This is a genomic window from Streptomyces cinnabarinus (genome assembly GCF_027270315.1).
GTDB lineage: Bacteria > Actinomycetota > Actinomycetes > Streptomycetales > Streptomycetaceae > Streptomyces > Streptomyces cinnabarinus.
Genome location: NZ_CP114413.1, coordinates 4,537,154 through 4,553,016, shown reverse-complemented (window position 1 = coordinate 4,553,016; position 15,863 = coordinate 4,537,154). Strand labels below are relative to the sequence as shown.

Below are 15,863 nucleotides of genomic sequence, written 5' to 3'. Positions count from 1 at the left end.
TCAGCCCAGGTCCGGCGCGTGCATCGCCCGTACGCCCTCGATGTTGCCGTCGAGATAGTGCCGCAGCGACAGCGGAACGAGGTGGACGGAGGCGATGCCGACACGGGTGAACGGCACCCGCACGATCTCGTACTCGCCGATCGGTTCGTCGATCTCCGGCCCGTGTCTGAGGGACGTGTCCATCGACTCCAGACGGCAGACGAAGAAGTGCTGCACCTTCACGCCGGTTGCGCCGCCGTCCTCGCCGATGTGCTCGACGGTGTCGACGAAGCAGGGCACGACATCGACGATCTTGGCGCCGAGCTCCTCGTACACCTCACGATGGAGGGCGTCCACGACGGTCGTGTCCGTCGGCTCGACCCCGCCGCCGGGAGTCAGCCAGTAGGGATCCACGCCCGGCTTGGTGCGCTTGATCAGGATCAGGTCGTCACCGTCCAGCAGAACGGCGCGGGCGGTGCGCTTGACCACGGGTCGGACGGTCATGGGAGAAATGTGGCCCGGCTGGTTCCACGTGAAACATCGAGCTCAGCACCATTCGATCGAGCTCAGCACCATTCGGACGCCGAGTGCAGTAGCCACTCATGGGCGCGCGCGACATGCGGCATCGCCAGCGTGCCCGTGCGCACGACCAGGAAGTACGTCCGCAGGGGTGGTACGGCGGGTTCGTGCAGGGAGACGACCTCGCCGCGGTCCAGCGCGGGGGCGCAGAGATAGCGGGGCAGCACCGCGAGACCGGCGCCCGCGATGGCGCAGGCAAGGGCGGCTCGTAGATCGGGGACGATGACGGTGCCGGGGACGGCCGGGCGGGAGTCGAAGACGGAGGCCCAGTAGCGGGAGACGAAGGGCAGCGACTCATGCACCTCGATCACCGGAACCTCGTCCAGTGCCGGAGCCCCCTTGTGGCGCGGCGACCCGGGACCGATCTTCTCGGCCCAGCGCGGGGCGGCCAGCAGGACGTGCTCCTCGTCGCAGAGCGGAGTCGCGGTGAGCAGGGCACCGCGTGGGCGGGCCGTACAGATGGCCAGATCATGATGTCCGGCGGCCAGCCCCTCCAGCGTCTCCTCGGCATTGCCGAAGGACGCCCGCAGCGCGAAGCCCTGGCCGTCCTCACCGGTCAGCTCGGTGAGCGCGGGCAGCGCGCGCTCGGCGGTGAACTCGGGAGGCCCGGCGAGGTGCAGCGTCCGTAAGGAGGACTCGTCGTCGAGACCGGCCTCCGTGATCTCCACCAGCGCGTCCAGATGGGGCGCCGCCTTGTGCGCGAGTTCGTCGCCGATGGTCGTCGGTGTCACCCCGCGGGCCTGGCGGAGGAAGAGAGGCCGGCCCAGTTGCCGTTCGAGGGTGCGGATCTGGGAGGTCACGGCCGGCTGGGACAGCCCGAGCAGCGCGGCGGCGCGGGTGAAAGAACCGGCCCGGTGCACCGTGATGAAGGTACGCAGCAAGGCCAAGTCCATGGCGCACCCTCCCCTTCTCCGACCTCCCTCAGCCCCCCGGCCGCGCCCAACTATAAATAAGTCGATAGGTCTCTGTCGCTACTGTGATTGGACACTGACACAGAGTCAACTAGCCTTGTTCGCGCGGTTCTTCGCGCGCGGAACCGAGGACGGTCCGAGCCACGAGGGGGGAGGCTCGGACCGTCCGTTGTACGTAGTCGGCCCCTCGTCGAGCCGTAGCCGACCTCATCCGAAGGCGGTCAGCCCCGCCGACTCCTCCAGCGCACGCAGCACATCGGCCACCAGGTCCTCGGGGTCCTCGGCACCCACGGAGAGCCGCACGAAGCCCTCCGGTACCGCGTCCCCGCCCCAGCGTCCGCGCCGCTCCGCCGTGGAGCGCACCCCGCCGAAGCTGGTCGCGTCGTCCACCAGCCGCAGCGCACCGAGAAAGCGCTCGGCCCGCTCGCGGGTGGGGAGGGTGAAGGAGACCACGCACCCGTGGCGGCGCATCTGCCGTGCGGCGGTCGCGTGAGAGGGGTCGGAGGGCAGGCCCGGGTAGCGCACCCCGAGCCCCTCCGGCCAGTCCCGCAGCGCCTCGGCGACCGCGAGAGCGGTGGCGTTCTGCCGGTCCACCCGCAACTGGAGCGTGGCGAGGGAGCGATGCGCGAGCCACGCCTCCATGGGACCGGGAATCGCGCCGACGATCTTGCGCCAGCGGCGTACGGCGGCCATCGGCGCTCCGCCGCGGCCGCAGACGTAGCCGAGCAGGAGGTCGCCGTGCCCGGTGAGCTGCTTGGTGCCGCTCGCCACGGAGAAGTCCGCGCCGAGTTCCAGCGGGCGCTGCCCGAGCGGTGTGGCGAGCGTGTTGTCGACGGCCACGAGGGCGCCCCGCGCGTGCGCCGCCTCGACCAGCCGCCCGATGTCGCAGACGTCCAGACCGGGGTTGGAGGGCGTCTCGATCCACAGCAGCCGGGCGCCGTCGAGGACGTCGAGCTGGGCGTCGCCGCCGGTCGGCGCGGTCCGCACCTGGACGCCGTACGCCTCCAGCTGCTCGCGTACCAGGGGCAGTGCCTGGTAGCCGTCGCTGGGCAGGACGGCCGTGTCCCCGGTGCGCAGTTGGGAGAAGAGGACCGAGGAGATGGCGGCCATGCCCGAGGCGAAGACGAGCGTCTCGACGCCATCCTCGCCCGGGGCCTCCAACTCGCCCACGGCCCGCTCCAGATGGGTCCAGGTCGGGTTCTCGTCGCGGCCGTAGGTGTATGGGCCGACCGGGTCGCCCGGCAGATGGAAGTGAGCCGCGAACATCGGTCCGGGCAGGGTCGGTTCATGCTTGACCGGCTCGGGCAGCCCGGCCCGCACAGCGCGCGTGCCCTCCCCCAGGGCCGCCGGAGGCCGGGCCGCCCCGCTCATGCCGCTCGCCCCTGAGCCGCCTCGCGTACGGCCTCCAGCAGCCCGGTGCTCGCCGCCTCGACCATCTCCAGGCACTCCTCGAAGCCCTCCATGCCCCCGTAGTACGGATCCGGCACGTCGAGGTCGTCGCCGGCGGAGGGGTCGTAGGACCGCAGCAGCCGCACCTTCGCCGCGTCCTGCTCGGTCGGGGCGAGCCGGCGCAGCGCCTTGAGGTGGCCCTCGTCGAGCGCCACGACCAGATCGAGACGGGCGAACCAGGAGGACCGGAACTGGCGCGCGGTGTGGCCGCCGTCGTACCCGTGCTCCTCCAGGACGGAGACGGTGCGCGGGTCGGCCGGGTCGCCCTCGTGCCAGCCGCCGGTGCCGGCGCTGTCGACCTCGACCAGGCCGTCGAGACCGGCCTCGGCCACGCGCTCGCGGAAGACCGACTCGGCCATCGGGGAGCGGCAGATGTTGCCGGTGCAGACGAAGCAGACGCGGTAGGTCATCGGGCTCAGTCCCCGTCGGGCAGGACGACGTTGAGCGCCCAGGAGACGATCGAGATGATCAGGGCGCCGAGCACCGCGGTCCAGAAGCCGTCGACATGGAAGCTCAGGTCGAACTTGTCGGCGAGCCATGAGGTCAGCAACAGCATCAGCGCGTTCACGACCAGGGTGAACAGGCCGAGCGTGAGGATGAGCAGCGGCAGGCTCAGCAGGCTCACGATCGGCTTCACCAGGACATTGACCAGGCCGAAGATCAGCGCGACCAGCAGCAGCGTGCCGACCTTCTTGCCCGTGCTGTCACCGGTCAGGGTGATCTTGTCCAGCAGCCACACGGCGACCGCCAGGGCGCCCGCGTTGGCGATCGTCTTGACTACAAAATTCTTCATGTGTCTGATCGTGGCAGACGAGATCGGATACGAGCAGAGGGATGAGGGCGGACAAGGGCGATGAAGGCTTTCCGGCTGGATGAACTGGAGGCGGAGCGCGCCGCCAACGAGGGCGCCTACCTGCAGTTTCTGCGGGAGCGGAACATGTCGGTCGGTCTCTACGCGCTGAACGCGGGCGAGCACGATCCACAGCGGCCGCACAACCAGGACGAGGTCTACTTCGTGGTGAGCGGCCGCGCCGCGATCACCGTGGGCATGGAGACCACGCAGGTGGCGCGGGGCAGTGTGGTGTACGTGCCGGCCGGGGTGGCCCACAAGTTCCACCACATCAGCGAGGACCTGCGGGTGCTCGTGGTGTTCTCTCCGCCGGAGAGCTGAGGGACCGCCCCCGGATTCCCTAGGGGATCGATCAGGGGAGGACAGGGGGTGCGAGGCCCCCGCCGGACCCCTCCGCGGCCCTAGCATCGAAGGCAGACAAGGTAGATGACGGGATCCGTGGACACGACACGGGCCGTCCGACCGGACCCGGCACTGCGACGGGCGGAGAGGTAAGGACGAGGGCGATGGGTGAGATCTTCGCGGGACTGCCGTGGTGGGTGAAGTGGATCGCGGTGCCGGTCATCGCCCTGGTCGTGTTCGGCGGGCTGATAGCGAGCGTCGTCGGCTTCGTCATCGGGCTGCTGTTCAAGGTGCTGGTCTTCGTGGCCCTGGTCGGCGGACTGATCTATGTCGTACGGAAGTTCACGTCGAGCTCCTCCTCGCGGCACGACTTCTGAGCGCGGCTTCTGAGGTGCGGCTTCCGGGGCGCGTGAGCGGTAACCAGATTCATCGGTTCCCTCGGCCGGGGGAAGTTTTGCGGGCAGGCAGCTTGCGAGCGGTGACGGACGAATAGAGTCCGGAAATCGACGCGGGGACGACCCCGCGAGCGGCGTACACCCCACCCGTGTTCCCCGCACGGGCTGCCCCCTCGCGCTTCGGGAGTGACCCTTGGCCACGGCTGACACCGCCCTCTCCGAAACCCACGCAGCCCGAGCGTCCGCCCGGGCCCCCTACCCCGGTACCGGGACCTGCGTCCGGCCCCCGACACAGCCGACACCGCAGGACCCCGCGCACCCCTCCGGCGGCGCGAACAACGCGACCCTCATCGGATCCGTGCAGCGCGCCATGCGCCTGCTGGAATCCGTCGCCGAGCACGAACACGGCGCCCCCGCCAAGCAACTGGCCCGGGAGAACGGCCTCGCGCTGCCCACCGCGTACCACCTGCTGCGCACCCTCGTCCACGAGGGCTATCTACGGCGCGACAAAGGGCTGTTCTTCCTCGGCGAGGCGGCCGAACGGCTGAGCAGCAGCGGAGCGCAGGAGAAACGTCGCAGCACGGTCGCTGACGCGCTGGCGCACTGGCGGGACGCCATCGGGGTCCCCGTGTACTACGCGGTGTACCGCGAGGGCGAGATCGAGGTCATGTGCGTCTCCGACACCCCCGGCAACCCGGCGGTGGAGGAGTGGGCCGACTTCCGGGAGACCGGGCACGCGCACGCCATCGGGCAGTGTCTGCTGGCTCAGGTGGACGAGGCCACGCGCCGTGACCACCTGGAGCGCTATCCGGTGCAGCCCGTCACCCCGTACACCGTGGGTGACGGCCGCAGCCTGCTCCGGCGGCTGGACCGGATGCAGCGCATGGAGCTGGTGACCGAGCGTCAGGAGTACGCGCTGGGCACGGTGTGCGCGGCCGTCCCCATCACCGTGGGCACCACCGCGGCGACGATGGCCATCTCCCTGCCGTCCCATCAGGCCGACCGGCTGCTGGCCGCGGCACGGCAGTTGGAGACCGAGATCGGGCGACATCTCGGGTCACTGGCGATCTCTATCAGCATCTGAAAACTCACTCCTTGTGATCTCCCGTGCACGTTCAGCAAGATTCCATCAGTGTCAGGAGGATCATTCCTGGCCAATACGACGGCAGATGACGGGGTAGGCGATGCGCGAGTCCGTACAGGCAGAGGTCATGATGAGCTTTCTCGTCTCTGAGGAGCTCTCCTTCCGCATTCCGGTGGAGTTGCGGTACGAGACCTGTGATCCCTATGCCGTGCGGCTGACCTTTCATCTGCCCGGGGACGCGCCGGTGACCTGGGCGTTCGGGCGCGAGCTGCTGATCGACGGGGTGGGGCGGCCGTGCGGTGAGGGCGATGTGCGGGTCTCCCCGGCCGATCCCGAGGCCCTCGGCGATGTGCTGATCCGGCTTCAGGTCGGCGGCGATCACGCGCTGTTCCGGTCCTCCTCGGCGCCGCTGATCGCCTTCCTCGACCGCACCGACAAGCTGGTGCCGTTGGGCCAGGAGGGTGTTCTGTCCGACTTCGACGCCAGCCTCGACGAGGCTCTGGACCGCATCCTGGCGGAGGAGCAGAGCGCGGGCTGAGGCGTTACGGAAGGGTGGGGGCCGTTCTGCCGTAACGCTTCAGCGGGGAGGGGTGCAGGAACGGTTCTCCTCCGGGAGAGGGGCTCGAAGCCCTCCTCCAGGAGCGTCACCGCTTCCTACGGCGCCCCCGCCCCCCACGCCCCGGAGCCGACGGTCCTCCGGCCATGGCGGGCCGACCGCCGGCCTCCGCGAGCTGTCGCTCGGAGCGGTCGGCAGAGACGACCAGTGCGGCGAGGGCCGTGGTGAGCGGGACCGAGGCGACGAGGCCGATCGACCCGACCAGCGTCCGCACGATCTCCTCCGCCACCAGCTCACTGTTGGCGACCGTGCCCACGCTGCTCTCCGCGATCGTGAACAGCAGCAGCAGTGGCAGCGCGGCACCCGCGTAGGCGAGCACCAGGGTGTTGACGACCGAGGCGATGTGGTCGCGGCCGATGCGTATAGCGGCCCGGTAGAGCCCGCGCCAGCCCATCGTGGGGTTGGCCTCGTGCAGCTCCCACACGGCCGAGGTCTGGGTGACCGTCACATCGTCGAGGACACCCAGCGAGCCGATGATGATGCCGGCGAGCAGCAGGCCGCTCATGTCGATCTCCGGGTACAGCCCGTGGATCAGACCGGTGTTGTCGTCCGTGTTGCCGGTGAGCGCGGCCCAGTCGATGAAGACGGAGCCGAGGATGCCGATCAGCAGCAGAGAGATCAGTGTGCCGAGCACCGCCACGGATGTCCGGGCCGACAGGCCATGACACATGTAGAGGGCGATCAGCATGATGGCGCTCGACCCGACCACGGCCACGACCAGCGGGTTCGACCCCTGGAGGATGGCGGGCAGGATGAACAGGGTCAGCACCAGGAAGCTGATGGCCAGCGCGATCAGTGCCATGAGCCCGCGCAGCCGCCCCACCAGCACCACGGCGAGCGCGAAGATACCGGCGAGCACGGCCATCGGGACCCGGCGGTTGACGTCGGTGACCGCGTACTGAAGGTCCTTGGGGGCCGAGGGCTCGTACGCGACGATGACCTCCTGGCCCTCGTGCAGTTGCCGGGACTGGTCCGGCTGCACGATCTCGGTGAAGGTACGGCCCTTGTCCTTGCCGGTGTCGACCCGGATCGTCGCCTTGTCGCAGGTGTCGTCGGCCTGTTGCTTCGCCGAGGAGCCCTCGGCGGTGGAGGTGTCGCCGGTCGGCGGGACCCCGGAGGCGTTGACCGAGGCGCAGCTGACGCTCTCCACCTCGGTGACCGTCGCGTGCTGGGTCTGCCGGTCGAAGCCGACCCCCGTGCGCTCGTGCGAGGGCGCACCGCCCGGCCACAGCACCACGAGCCCGACGACCACCGCCGCGGCGAACGGGATGAGGACAGCGGCGATCACCTTGCGCAGATGCTGGGAGACCGGGGCCGCCGGACCGTGGGCGTGGCTGTGGGAATGGCCGCCGGAGGAATGGCCGGGGGGTTCATGCGTCGAGGTCACCGACCGATCATCGCAAGAACGAAAGGGGCCCCCTGTTCACCGCGCCCGAATTGACGCTAGCGTGGGGGCACCTTTGTACACGCGGGAGCTCGGAGCACCGGGCTGAGAGGGCGCTGACCTCCGTCCCAGCGATGTTTCACGTGGAACGTCACCCGAGAGTGATGTTCCCCACGGGACATCGGCAGACGGATATCGCTGCGTCGACCGCCGAACCTGTTACCGGGTAATGCCGGCGTAGGGAGTAGGTCTCATGACCATCAAGGACGCACGCACGCCTGCCTCCAGCCAGGACGAGCAGTCCCAGGAGGCCGGGAAGTCCATCGGCTGGCACAAGGCGTATGTCGAGGGCTCGCGCCCCGATCTACGGGTGCCGGTCCGTCAGGTGCATCTCACCAACGGGCAGTCAGTCACGCTGTACGACACCTCCGGTCCGTACACCGATCCGCTCGCCGACACCGACGTCCGCCGTGGTCTGGCCCCGCTGCGGGAGAACTGGATCATCTCCCGCGGTGACACCGAGGAGTACGCGGGCCGTCCGGTCCGTCCCGAGGACGACGGGATCAAGCACACCTCGCCGCGCGGTGGCAATCTGCGCAACCTCGACGCCGTCTTCCCCGGCCGGCCTCGCCTGCCGCGCCGCGGCCGGGACGGCCAGGCGGTCACCCAGCTCGCCTACGCCCGCCGCGGCGAGGTGACACCCGAGATGGAGTACGTGGCCATCCGGGAGAACGTCGCGCCCGAGGTGGTCCGTGAGGAGATCGCGGCGGGACGTGCCGTCCTGCCCGCGAACGTCAACCACCCGGAGATCGAGCCGATGATCATCGGCAAGCGGTTCCTGGTGAAGGTCAACGCCAACATCGGCAACTCCGCGGTGACGTCCTCCATCGAGGAGGAGGTGGAGAAGATGACCTGGGCGACCCGTTGGGGCGCCGACACGGTCATGGACCTCTCCACCGGCCGCAACATCCACACCACCCGCGAGTGGGTGCTGCGCAACTCCCCCGTCCCCATCGGCACGGTGCCGCTCTACCAGGCCCTCGAAAAGGTCGACGGCAAGGCCGAGGAACTGACCTGGGAGATCTACAAGGACACGGTCATCGAGCAGGCCGAGCAGGGCGTGGACTACATGACGGTCCACGCGGGCGTCCGCCTGCCGTACGTCCCGCTGACCGCCAACCGCAAGACCGGCATCGTCTCGCGCGGCGGCTCGATCATGGCCGCGTGGTGCCTCGCGCACCACAAGGAGAGCTTCCTGTACGAGCACTTCGAGGAGCTCTGCGAGATCCTCGCCGCCTATGACGTGACGTACTCGCTCGGCGACGGCCTGCGGCCCGGCTCGATCGCGGACGCCAACGACGAGGCGCAGTTCGCCGAGCTGAGGACGCTCGGCGAACTGAACGCCATCGCCAAGCGGCACAACGTGCAGACGATGATCGAGGGCCCGGGCCATGTGCCCATGCACAAGATCAAGGAGAACATCGACCTTCAGCAGGAGATCTGCGAGGAGGCGCCGTTCTACACGCTCGGCCCGCTGACGACGGATGTGGCCCCGGCCTACGACCACATCACCTCCGGCATCGGCGCCGCGATGATCGCCTGGTGGGGCACGGCCATGCTCTGCTACGTCACACCCAAGGAGCACCTGGGCCTGCCCAACCGCGACGACGTCAAGACCGGCGTCATCACCTACAAGATCGCCGCCCATGCGGCCGACCTGGCCAAGGGCCACCCCGGCGCACAGGACTGGGACGACGCGCTGTCCGACGCCCGCTTCGAGTTCCGCTGGGAGGACCAGTTCAACCTGGCCCTCGACCCGGACACGGCCCGCGAGTTCCACGACGAGACCCTCCCGGCGGAGCCCGCCAAGACCGCCCACTTCTGCTCCATGTGCGGTCCGAAGTTCTGTTCGATGAAGATCTCCCAGGACATCCGCCGTCAGCACGGTGGGACCAAGGGGGAGATCGAGGACGGGATGGCGCAGAAGTCGAAGGAGTTCGCGGCCGCGGGTAATCGCGTGTACCTGCCGATCGCGGACTGAGGCTCGGCTGCCCCTGCCCCTGCCCCTGCCCGAGGTCGATGTTTCACGTGAAACAGAGGCCTCAGGCGGGGGCGGCGGGGGTGGTCGGCTCTTCGGTCACGCCGAAGGGGTTGTCGATCGCGTAGCGCCAGTAGCCGTCCCGGCCGCGGCGGGCCACATCCGTGGCGGTGCCGGTGAGGTGGACCGGGCTGCCGTCCGGGGCGGTGCCCGCGATCACGAAGTCCACGATCAGCAGCGCGAGATCGCCTACGACGTACGTATGACGCGGGGCGACGCGGATCGGGCAGCGCAGGGCGAGGAACTCACCATTGGCGTGGAGCCGTTCCGTGCCGGTGGTCAGTCGGCCGGGGTGGGGGACGAAGCCGGCGTCGGGCTCGTAGACCTGGTCCAGGACCTCGGGGTCGAAGGTGTTGAAGGCGCGCTCGAAGACGTGCGGATGGTCCGCGGCCTCGGTCGCCAACGGCAGACTGGGGGAATGGGTCATGTGGCCAGCGAACACACCGGCGATGTAGGTCACCAAACGGAAAGCCACGCGTCCTGGGACCCCGAGCTGGTTCCCGGTCCGTGTGGCCGTACTCGGCGTCCCGAGCCCGGCTGTCCCGTCGAGGTCGCGCTCGCGGCGGTCTCGGGCCGCTGGGCGACTCTGGTGCTGCGTGAGCTGATGGGCGGCCCGCGGGGCTTCACGGAACTGCGGGGCCTGCTCCCGGAGGTGTCCGCCAAGGTGCTCAGCGAGCGCCTGCGGGCGCTGGAGGAGCGCGGGCTGGTGGCCGTGGAGCGCCGCCGGGGATTCCCCGTACGGACGGAATACACGCTGACCGGGGCGGGGCTCGCGCTGCGACCGCTGCTCGTGCAGCTCTACGCCACGGGGGAGGCGCTCCAGCGACTCACCGGAGCCCTTCCGGCGGAACGGGATCAGTCGGCACACTGATCCCATGACAGCACTGAGCAAGGGCGCCAACCTTCCCGTGGACGCGACGGCTGTGCGTGTGGAGCTGACCTGGTCCGACGGTCCGGGCGTGCCCGACGTGGACGCCTCGGCGCTGCTGCTCACGGCGGCGGGACGGGTACGGGACGACGGCGACTTCGTCTTCTACAACCAGCCGCACCACGCCTCCAAGGCCGTGAGCCACCTCGGCAAGCAGCGGGACGCGGGCACCACCACCGACACCGTCACGGTGGAGTTCGGGTCGCTGGAACCGGCCGTCGAGCGGATCGTGCTGTGCGCCTCTGCCGACGGCGGCACGTTCGGTCAGGTGCCGGGGCTGAAGCTGCGGCTGGTCGACGAGCGGACCCGGGCCGAGCTCGCGCACTTCGTCATGGAGGCCGGGACCGAGACCGCGTTCATCGGCGGGGAGCTGTATCTGCGCCAGGGCAAGTGGAAGTTCCGGGCGGTGGGGCAGGGGTACGCGTCCGGGCTTGCCGGGCTGGCGACGGACTTCGGCATCACGGTGGACGAGGAGGAGCCCGCGGCCCCGACCCCGCCGCAGGCCGCGCCCGTACAACCGGCCCCCGCCGCGCCTGTCGCACCCCCGGCGCCGATGGCACCGCCCGCCGCACCCCCCGCGCCGACGGCGCGGCCCAGCACGCCTCCGGCGGCCTCCCCCAGCCTCACCAAGGGTGAAGAGCGTCTGCCGGTGGACATGCGCAAGCGGCTCGACCTCCGTAAGAAGCAGGTCGCGGTCAGTCTCAGCAAGCACGGCGCGACCGGGATCACGGCTCGCGTCATCCTCGTCCTGGACGCCTCCGGGTCCATGTCGTTCCTGTACTCCCGGGGCGTCGTCGCGGACGTCGTGGAGCGGATGGCCGCCGTGGCCGCGCAGCTGGACGACGACGGCGAGATGCAGGCGTGGACCTTCGCCTCCAACCCGGCCCGGCTGCCCGACTTCAGCATCGGCGAGCTGCCGGAGTGGACGCGGCTGCATGTGCGCTGCGGTGAGCTGAGCCTGTTCGGCGGCAAGAAGCGGAAGAAGGGCCTGGAGGACAGCCAGGTCGACATGCGTTCGGTCGGTATCCAGAACGAGGAACAGAAGGTGATCGCCGAGGTCCGCGACTACGTCCGCCGGACGCCCGCCGCCGCGCCCACCCTCGTGCTGTTCTTCTCCGACGGCGGCATCTACCGCAACGCCCAGATCGAGAAGGAGCTCCGGGCCGCCGTCGAGGAGCCGATCTTCTGGCAGTTCGTGGGCCTCGGCAAGTCCGACTACGGCGTCCTGGAACGCTTCGACACCATGCGCGGCCGACGCGTCGACAACGTGGGCTTCTTCGCGGTGGACGACATCAGCACCGTCCCCGACCAGGAGCTGTACGACCGGCTGCTCTCGGAGTTCCCGCGGTGGACCGTCGCCGCACGCGACGCCGGGATCTTCTGAGGGATCACCGGAGGCATGCCGGACATTCGGCTTGCGCTCCCCGCTGTGGGGGCGCAAGCCGAGGGACCAGGGTCACTCCGGCTGGTGCTCCGGGCCCCCGAAATCCGGGCTGGTGTAGTCCGGACTGCTGAAGCTCGGGCGCGGACCCGTGCCGGGACCCTCGCCGGGGCTGCTGAAGCCCGGACGGTCGTAGCCGAGGTTGGGGATACGGCTGGTCGGCGCCGTGGGCGCGGTGCGGTGCAGGGCGGCGGCGGTACCGGGGTCGGCCAGCGCGTCCCGCAGGAACGGCAGTACGCCGCGCTCCAGCAGGGCTTCACGCCAGGCCTCCCTGGCCCGGGCCACCTCACCGCTCAGCTCCCCGTAAGGGCCGGAGTCGAGCGCCGGCCGGTTGCGCAGCGCGGTGAGCAGCAGTCCGACGGCGGCGACTAGGATCGCGGCCGCCGTCACGGCGCCGAACACCCAACCGGTGGTGAGCATGGTCTGGGCGAACGCCGGCTCGGGAGTCAGCATCTTCAGGATGTAACCCACGAGCAGGAAGATCGCCGCGGCGATCCCGGCGAGGACGGGAGTGAGGACGGCCGCGACGGCGACGACACCCGCGCCGGCGGTCTCGGCGGTGGCCTCTCCCATGGTGGCGGCGAGCCCCATCGCGCCGCTGCCCGACTCGCTGGAGCCGGACTCGCGGACGGACGACGGGGTGGACGGCGCCGGATGACGCAGTTCCTCGCGGACCTTCACGTAGTGCTGGTACTCGGTCGCCGCGGCCGCCGTGATGATCGCGGTGGCGTTGAGCGCCATGGTGCGCAGCTGTTCGGGGTTGAGCCGCTGTCCGACAGCGGCCAGTTCCGGGCGGGTTGGCGCGGAGCGCAGCGCCTCATCGAGGATCCGCTCGTACTCTTGGCGGTCCTCACTGTGCAGGTGCTGCGGAACGCTGTTCATGTGCATCCCCCGATGCTCCGTAGGGCTTGGGGCTCGCATGGCAACGAGCCGTCGGGCAGAAACGGAGGGGAGCCTGCTACGGATAAAGCCGATGGTAGAGCGGTGACGGCACACGGTGACAGGGGGTTTCCAGAAATTGGGCCCTGGCCTGCGCCATCTCCGGTCGTTCCGGCCCGGGGGGACGTCTGCCCAGTGAACGTTCAGTTATCCAGTGGAAGTTGCTGGACCAGCAGCTTTCCGGCCATGGTCACTCCGCCGTCCATCGCGATGGCCAGACCGTCGGCGTAGACATGCGGTCCCTCGACGACCGGGCCGCCGCTGTCCTCGCCCTCCTCGGAGCCGACCTCGCCCAGCAGATAGGGAATCGGGCTGTGGCCGTGAACGATGCGGGTGCCGCCGTACGTATCGAGCAGGGAGCGTACGGCGTCGGAGCCGCCCTCGTCGCGGAAGGAGAAGCGCTTGGTGAACTTGCGGAACAGGTCCCAGCACTCGTCCGCGTCATTGCGGATGAGGGTCTCGCGGACGGTGTCGTTGACCTGGTCGATGGAGCGGCCGTAGTCGAGGTAGGCGGTGGTGTCGGAGTGGACGAGCAGATGCCCCTCGACCTCCTCCATGGCGTCCAGCCGGGCCATCCACTGGAGGTGGTGGTCCTGGAGGCGGTCCATGTCGGTCTTCTGGCCGCCGTTGAGCAGCCAGGCCGCCTGGAAGGTGGCGGTGCCCGCGCCGGAGTTGACGGGGGTGTCGGAGAACCGCTTGGCGCCGATCAGCAGCAGCTCGTGATTGCCCATCAGGGCCTTGCAGTAGCCGCCGGCCGCGGCGGCCTCGGCGGACAGCCGCATCACGAGATCGATGACGCCGATGCCGTCGGGGCCGCGGTCGGTGAAGTCGCCGAGGAACCACAGCCGGGCGGTGCCCGCACACCAGTTGCCCGCGGCGTCGATCAGGCCCTTCTCCCGCAGCGCGGCCATCAGTTCGTCGAGGTAGCCGTGGACGTCGCCGACGACGAACAGCGGTCCCGGACCGCCGTTCTGCGGCGCGGTCGGCGCGGGCATCGGCGCGAGGGGTACCTGGAGCGTGTCACCGCGGCGGTTGATGACGGGCAGATCGCGCCGGGTGGGGGTGTACCCCTCCGGGTAGCTCTCCTCCGCCGGCGGCGCGACATCGCCCGGGTGGGCGCCGTGAGCCCGCGGGGGCGTGCCGCCGCCGGCGTCCGGATGCGAGCGCTGGGCGTACGGACCGGTCTCGTGGACATACGCGGGTACCCGGAAGTCGCGCAACGTCGCCGTCCGCTCCACCTCGGGTCCCTGACCGGCCCCCTGAGTCATCAGACCCCTCCACCATCGCGCCGCATCTGCACCGCGTCGGACTGCCTGGTCGCAGCGGCCCGCGGTGTCGTGGGCCCATCATAGGAATGCCGATCGCGCCGTGTGATGACCCAGGGGTGGTGAATCAGAGCGGCGCTCCGGTTCACCGCGGCTTTCGCCCCGGTTGGGCAGGGCTTCTGCCGCCTGCCTTCCGGTCGGGTTCTACTGCTCCTCGGGCGACCGCGGCGGGCTGACGGTCGTCCGCGGAGAACGTCGCTGGGACGAGGTACGCACGATCAACTCGGTCGGTATCACCTGCTCGACCGGTTGGTCCGATTCGACCCCCTCGATCGCGTCGATGAGGAGCTGCACCACCGCCGTGCCGATCCGGCGCGGCTTGAGCGAGAGCGTGGTGATGGGCGGCTCGGTGTTGGCGTAGACGGTGGACTCGCTGCAGCAGACCAGCAGCAGGTCGTCCGGGACCCGGAGCCCGTAGCGCCGGGCGGCGGCGAGCAGATCGGTGCCGTTGGGGTCGAACAGGCCGTAGACGGCGTCCGGTCGGTCGGGGCGGGCCAGCAGCCGGTCGGCGGCCACCGCGCCGGCGCACGGGTCGTGCGCCGGGTACGCCTCGTACACCGGGTCCTGTCCGACCCGCTCGCACCAGCGGAGGTAGGCGGTGGTGGACAGATGGGTGTACGTGTCCGTCGTCGTTCCGGTCAGCAGGCCGATCCGGCGGGCGCCGGCGTCGGCGAGGTGGTCGAGGATGCCGAGGACGGCGGCCTCGTGGTCGTTGTCGACCCAGGCCGTGACCGGCAGCGAGCCGACCGGGCGGCCGTCGGAGACGACCGGTAAACCCTGCCGGACCAATTCGCTGACGACCGGGTCCTGGTCGGACGGATCGATCACCACGGTGCCGTCCAGGGCGACGTTCGACCACACGTCGTGGCGGGAGGTCGCCGGCAGGATGACCAGGGCGTAGCCGCGGGCGAGTGCCGCGGAGGTGGCGGCACGGGCCATCTCGGCGAAGTACGCGAACTCGGTGAAGGTGAAAGGTTCATCCCCGTACGTCGTCACGGTCAGGCCGATGAGTCCTGACTTGCCGGTACGGAGGGTTCGGGCCGCTGCCGACGGGCGATAACCCAGTCGGTCGGCGACCTCGCGGACGTGGCGTCGGGTGGCGTCGGGGAGCCGGCCCTTGCCGTTGAGGGCGTCGGAGACGGTCGTGATGGAGACTCCGGCGGCGGCGGCGACGTCTCTGATGCCTGCCCGGCCCGGCCGGTTGCCCCGGCGGGCGGTTTCCGCGCGGCTCACCTGGTGCTTCCCTGCTGCTGTCATGGCGAGCCGATAGTAGGGCTCATGCGGTGGGGTAGTGCGGACGCATATGCAGCGGTTGACAGGCACGTTTCTGCATGGTCATACACCGTCAAGAGCATTGGATTACAAGGGAGTTGAGCCCTTCGATGGCGATGTGTGACTTGTCGGAGTGCGCACACCTGCCAAGCTCTCGATGTTTCGAAGAGGTCTCAACTCACCTTCACGGGTGATGCGCGCCACGGCGTGAGCCACCGGCGCGTAGATATATGTGTGACGCGCCCCCCGATTCGTACGGTTCGCGGTGTGA

General features: G+C 69.8%; 17 protein-coding genes. 7 read left to right on the top strand and 10 right to left on the bottom strand.

Features of this window, described 5'->3' with window-relative positions:
- From STRCI_RS20575 to STRCI_RS20555, 5 genes are all read right to left on the bottom strand, one after another.
- Positions 1-483, bottom strand: a complete 483-nt coding sequence (locus tag STRCI_RS20575; RefSeq protein WP_269660419.1) for an NUDIX domain-containing protein — start codon at positions 481-483, stop codon at positions 1-3.
- A gap of 62 nt (positions 484-545) precedes the next feature.
- Positions 546-1,451: a LysR family transcriptional regulator gene (locus STRCI_RS20570; protein WP_269660418.1), complete on the bottom strand. Its 906-nt coding sequence runs from the start codon at positions 1,449-1,451 to the stop codon at positions 546-548.
- A 225-nt stretch (positions 1,452-1,676) separates the two neighbouring features.
- Positions 1,677-2,840 (bottom strand): cystathionine gamma-lyase, encoded by a 1,164-nt coding sequence (locus STRCI_RS20565; protein WP_269660417.1) that lies wholly within the window; start codon positions 2,838-2,840, stop codon positions 1,677-1,679.
- The gene (locus STRCI_RS20560; protein ID WP_269660416.1) at positions 2,837-3,328 is read right to left on the bottom strand and encodes a low molecular weight protein-tyrosine-phosphatase; all 492 of its coding nucleotides are present in this window, start codon (positions 3,326-3,328) and stop codon (positions 2,837-2,839) included. Before STRCI_RS20560 ends, STRCI_RS20565 begins: the two co-directional genes overlap by 4 nt.
- Positions 3,329-3,333: 5 nt before the next feature.
- Complete coding sequence (locus STRCI_RS20555) at positions 3,334-3,711, bottom strand: phage holin family protein (RefSeq protein ID WP_269660415.1); 378 nt, start codon at positions 3,709-3,711, stop codon at positions 3,334-3,336.
- A 60-nt stretch (positions 3,712-3,771) separates the two neighbouring features.
- On the opposite strand from STRCI_RS20555, the gene STRCI_RS20550 reads away from it, so the two are divergent.
- From STRCI_RS20550 to STRCI_RS20535, 4 genes are all read left to right on the top strand, one after another.
- Positions 3,772-4,089: a cupin domain-containing protein gene (locus STRCI_RS20550; RefSeq protein ID WP_269660414.1), complete on the top strand. Its 318-nt coding sequence runs from the start codon at positions 3,772-3,774 to the stop codon at positions 4,087-4,089.
- 185 nt (positions 4,090-4,274) lie between these two features.
- Positions 4,275-4,487: a DUF5326 family protein gene (locus STRCI_RS20545; RefSeq protein WP_269660413.1), complete on the top strand. Its 213-nt coding sequence runs from the start codon at positions 4,275-4,277 to the stop codon at positions 4,485-4,487.
- Between the two features lie 211 nt (positions 4,488-4,698).
- Positions 4,699-5,589: an IclR family transcriptional regulator gene (locus tag STRCI_RS20540; protein ID WP_418953364.1), complete on the top strand. Its 891-nt coding sequence runs from the start codon at positions 4,699-4,701 to the stop codon at positions 5,587-5,589.
- 100 nt (positions 5,590-5,689) lie between these two features.
- Positions 5,690-6,127, top strand: coding sequence for an SsgA family sporulation/cell division regulator (locus STRCI_RS20535; RefSeq protein WP_269660412.1), 438 nt, complete (start codon positions 5,690-5,692; stop codon positions 6,125-6,127).
- A 106-nt stretch (positions 6,128-6,233) separates the two neighbouring features.
- On the opposite strand, the gene STRCI_RS20530 is transcribed toward STRCI_RS20535, so the two are convergent.
- Positions 6,234-7,592, bottom strand: coding sequence for a YibE/F family protein (locus STRCI_RS20530; RefSeq protein ID WP_269660411.1), 1,359 nt, complete (start codon positions 7,590-7,592; stop codon positions 6,234-6,236).
- 250 nt (positions 7,593-7,842) lie between these two features.
- On the opposite strand from STRCI_RS20530, the gene thiC reads away from it, so the two are divergent.
- On the top strand, positions 7,843-9,630 hold the full coding sequence (gene thiC / locus STRCI_RS20525; RefSeq protein ID WP_269660410.1) for a phosphomethylpyrimidine synthase ThiC: 1,788 nt from the start codon (positions 7,843-7,845) through the stop codon (positions 9,628-9,630).
- Positions 9,631-9,691: 61 nt separating this feature from the next.
- Here thiC and STRCI_RS20520 read toward each other — a convergent pair whose 3' ends face one another.
- Positions 9,692-10,114 carry a YybH family protein gene (locus STRCI_RS20520; protein WP_269660409.1) on the bottom strand — a complete coding sequence of 141 codons (423 nt, stop codon included), beginning with the start codon at positions 10,112-10,114 and terminating at the stop codon, positions 9,692-9,694.
- On the opposite strand from STRCI_RS20520, the gene STRCI_RS20515 reads away from it, so the two are divergent.
- Positions 10,106-10,558: a winged helix-turn-helix transcriptional regulator gene (locus STRCI_RS20515; RefSeq protein ID WP_418953363.1), complete on the top strand. Its 453-nt coding sequence runs from the start codon at positions 10,106-10,108 to the stop codon at positions 10,556-10,558. The two genes, STRCI_RS20520 and STRCI_RS20515, sit on opposite strands and share 9 nt — an antisense overlap.
- A 4-nt stretch (positions 10,559-10,562) precedes the next feature.
- Positions 10,563-11,999, top strand: coding sequence for a VWA domain-containing protein (locus STRCI_RS20510; protein ID WP_269660407.1), 1,437 nt, complete (start codon positions 10,563-10,565; stop codon positions 11,997-11,999).
- Positions 12,000-12,071: 72 nt separating this feature from the next.
- Here the strand turns inward: STRCI_RS20510 and STRCI_RS20505 are convergent, their stop codons facing one another.
- The 3 genes from STRCI_RS20505 to STRCI_RS20495 all read right to left on the bottom strand — a co-directional run bounded on the left by STRCI_RS20505 (position 12,072) and on the right by STRCI_RS20495 (position 15,577).
- Positions 12,072-12,944: a hypothetical protein gene (locus STRCI_RS20505; RefSeq protein WP_269660406.1), complete on the bottom strand. Its 873-nt coding sequence runs from the start codon at positions 12,942-12,944 to the stop codon at positions 12,072-12,074.
- 194 nt (positions 12,945-13,138) lie between these two features.
- Positions 13,139-14,263, bottom strand: coding sequence for a metallophosphoesterase (locus STRCI_RS20500; protein WP_269660405.1), 1,125 nt, complete (start codon positions 14,261-14,263; stop codon positions 13,139-13,141).
- Between the two features lie 201 nt (positions 14,264-14,464).
- Positions 14,465-15,577: a LacI family DNA-binding transcriptional regulator gene (locus STRCI_RS20495; protein WP_269660404.1), complete on the bottom strand. Its 1,113-nt coding sequence runs from the start codon at positions 15,575-15,577 to the stop codon at positions 14,465-14,467.
- Between the last annotated feature and the right edge of the window lie 286 nt (positions 15,578-15,863).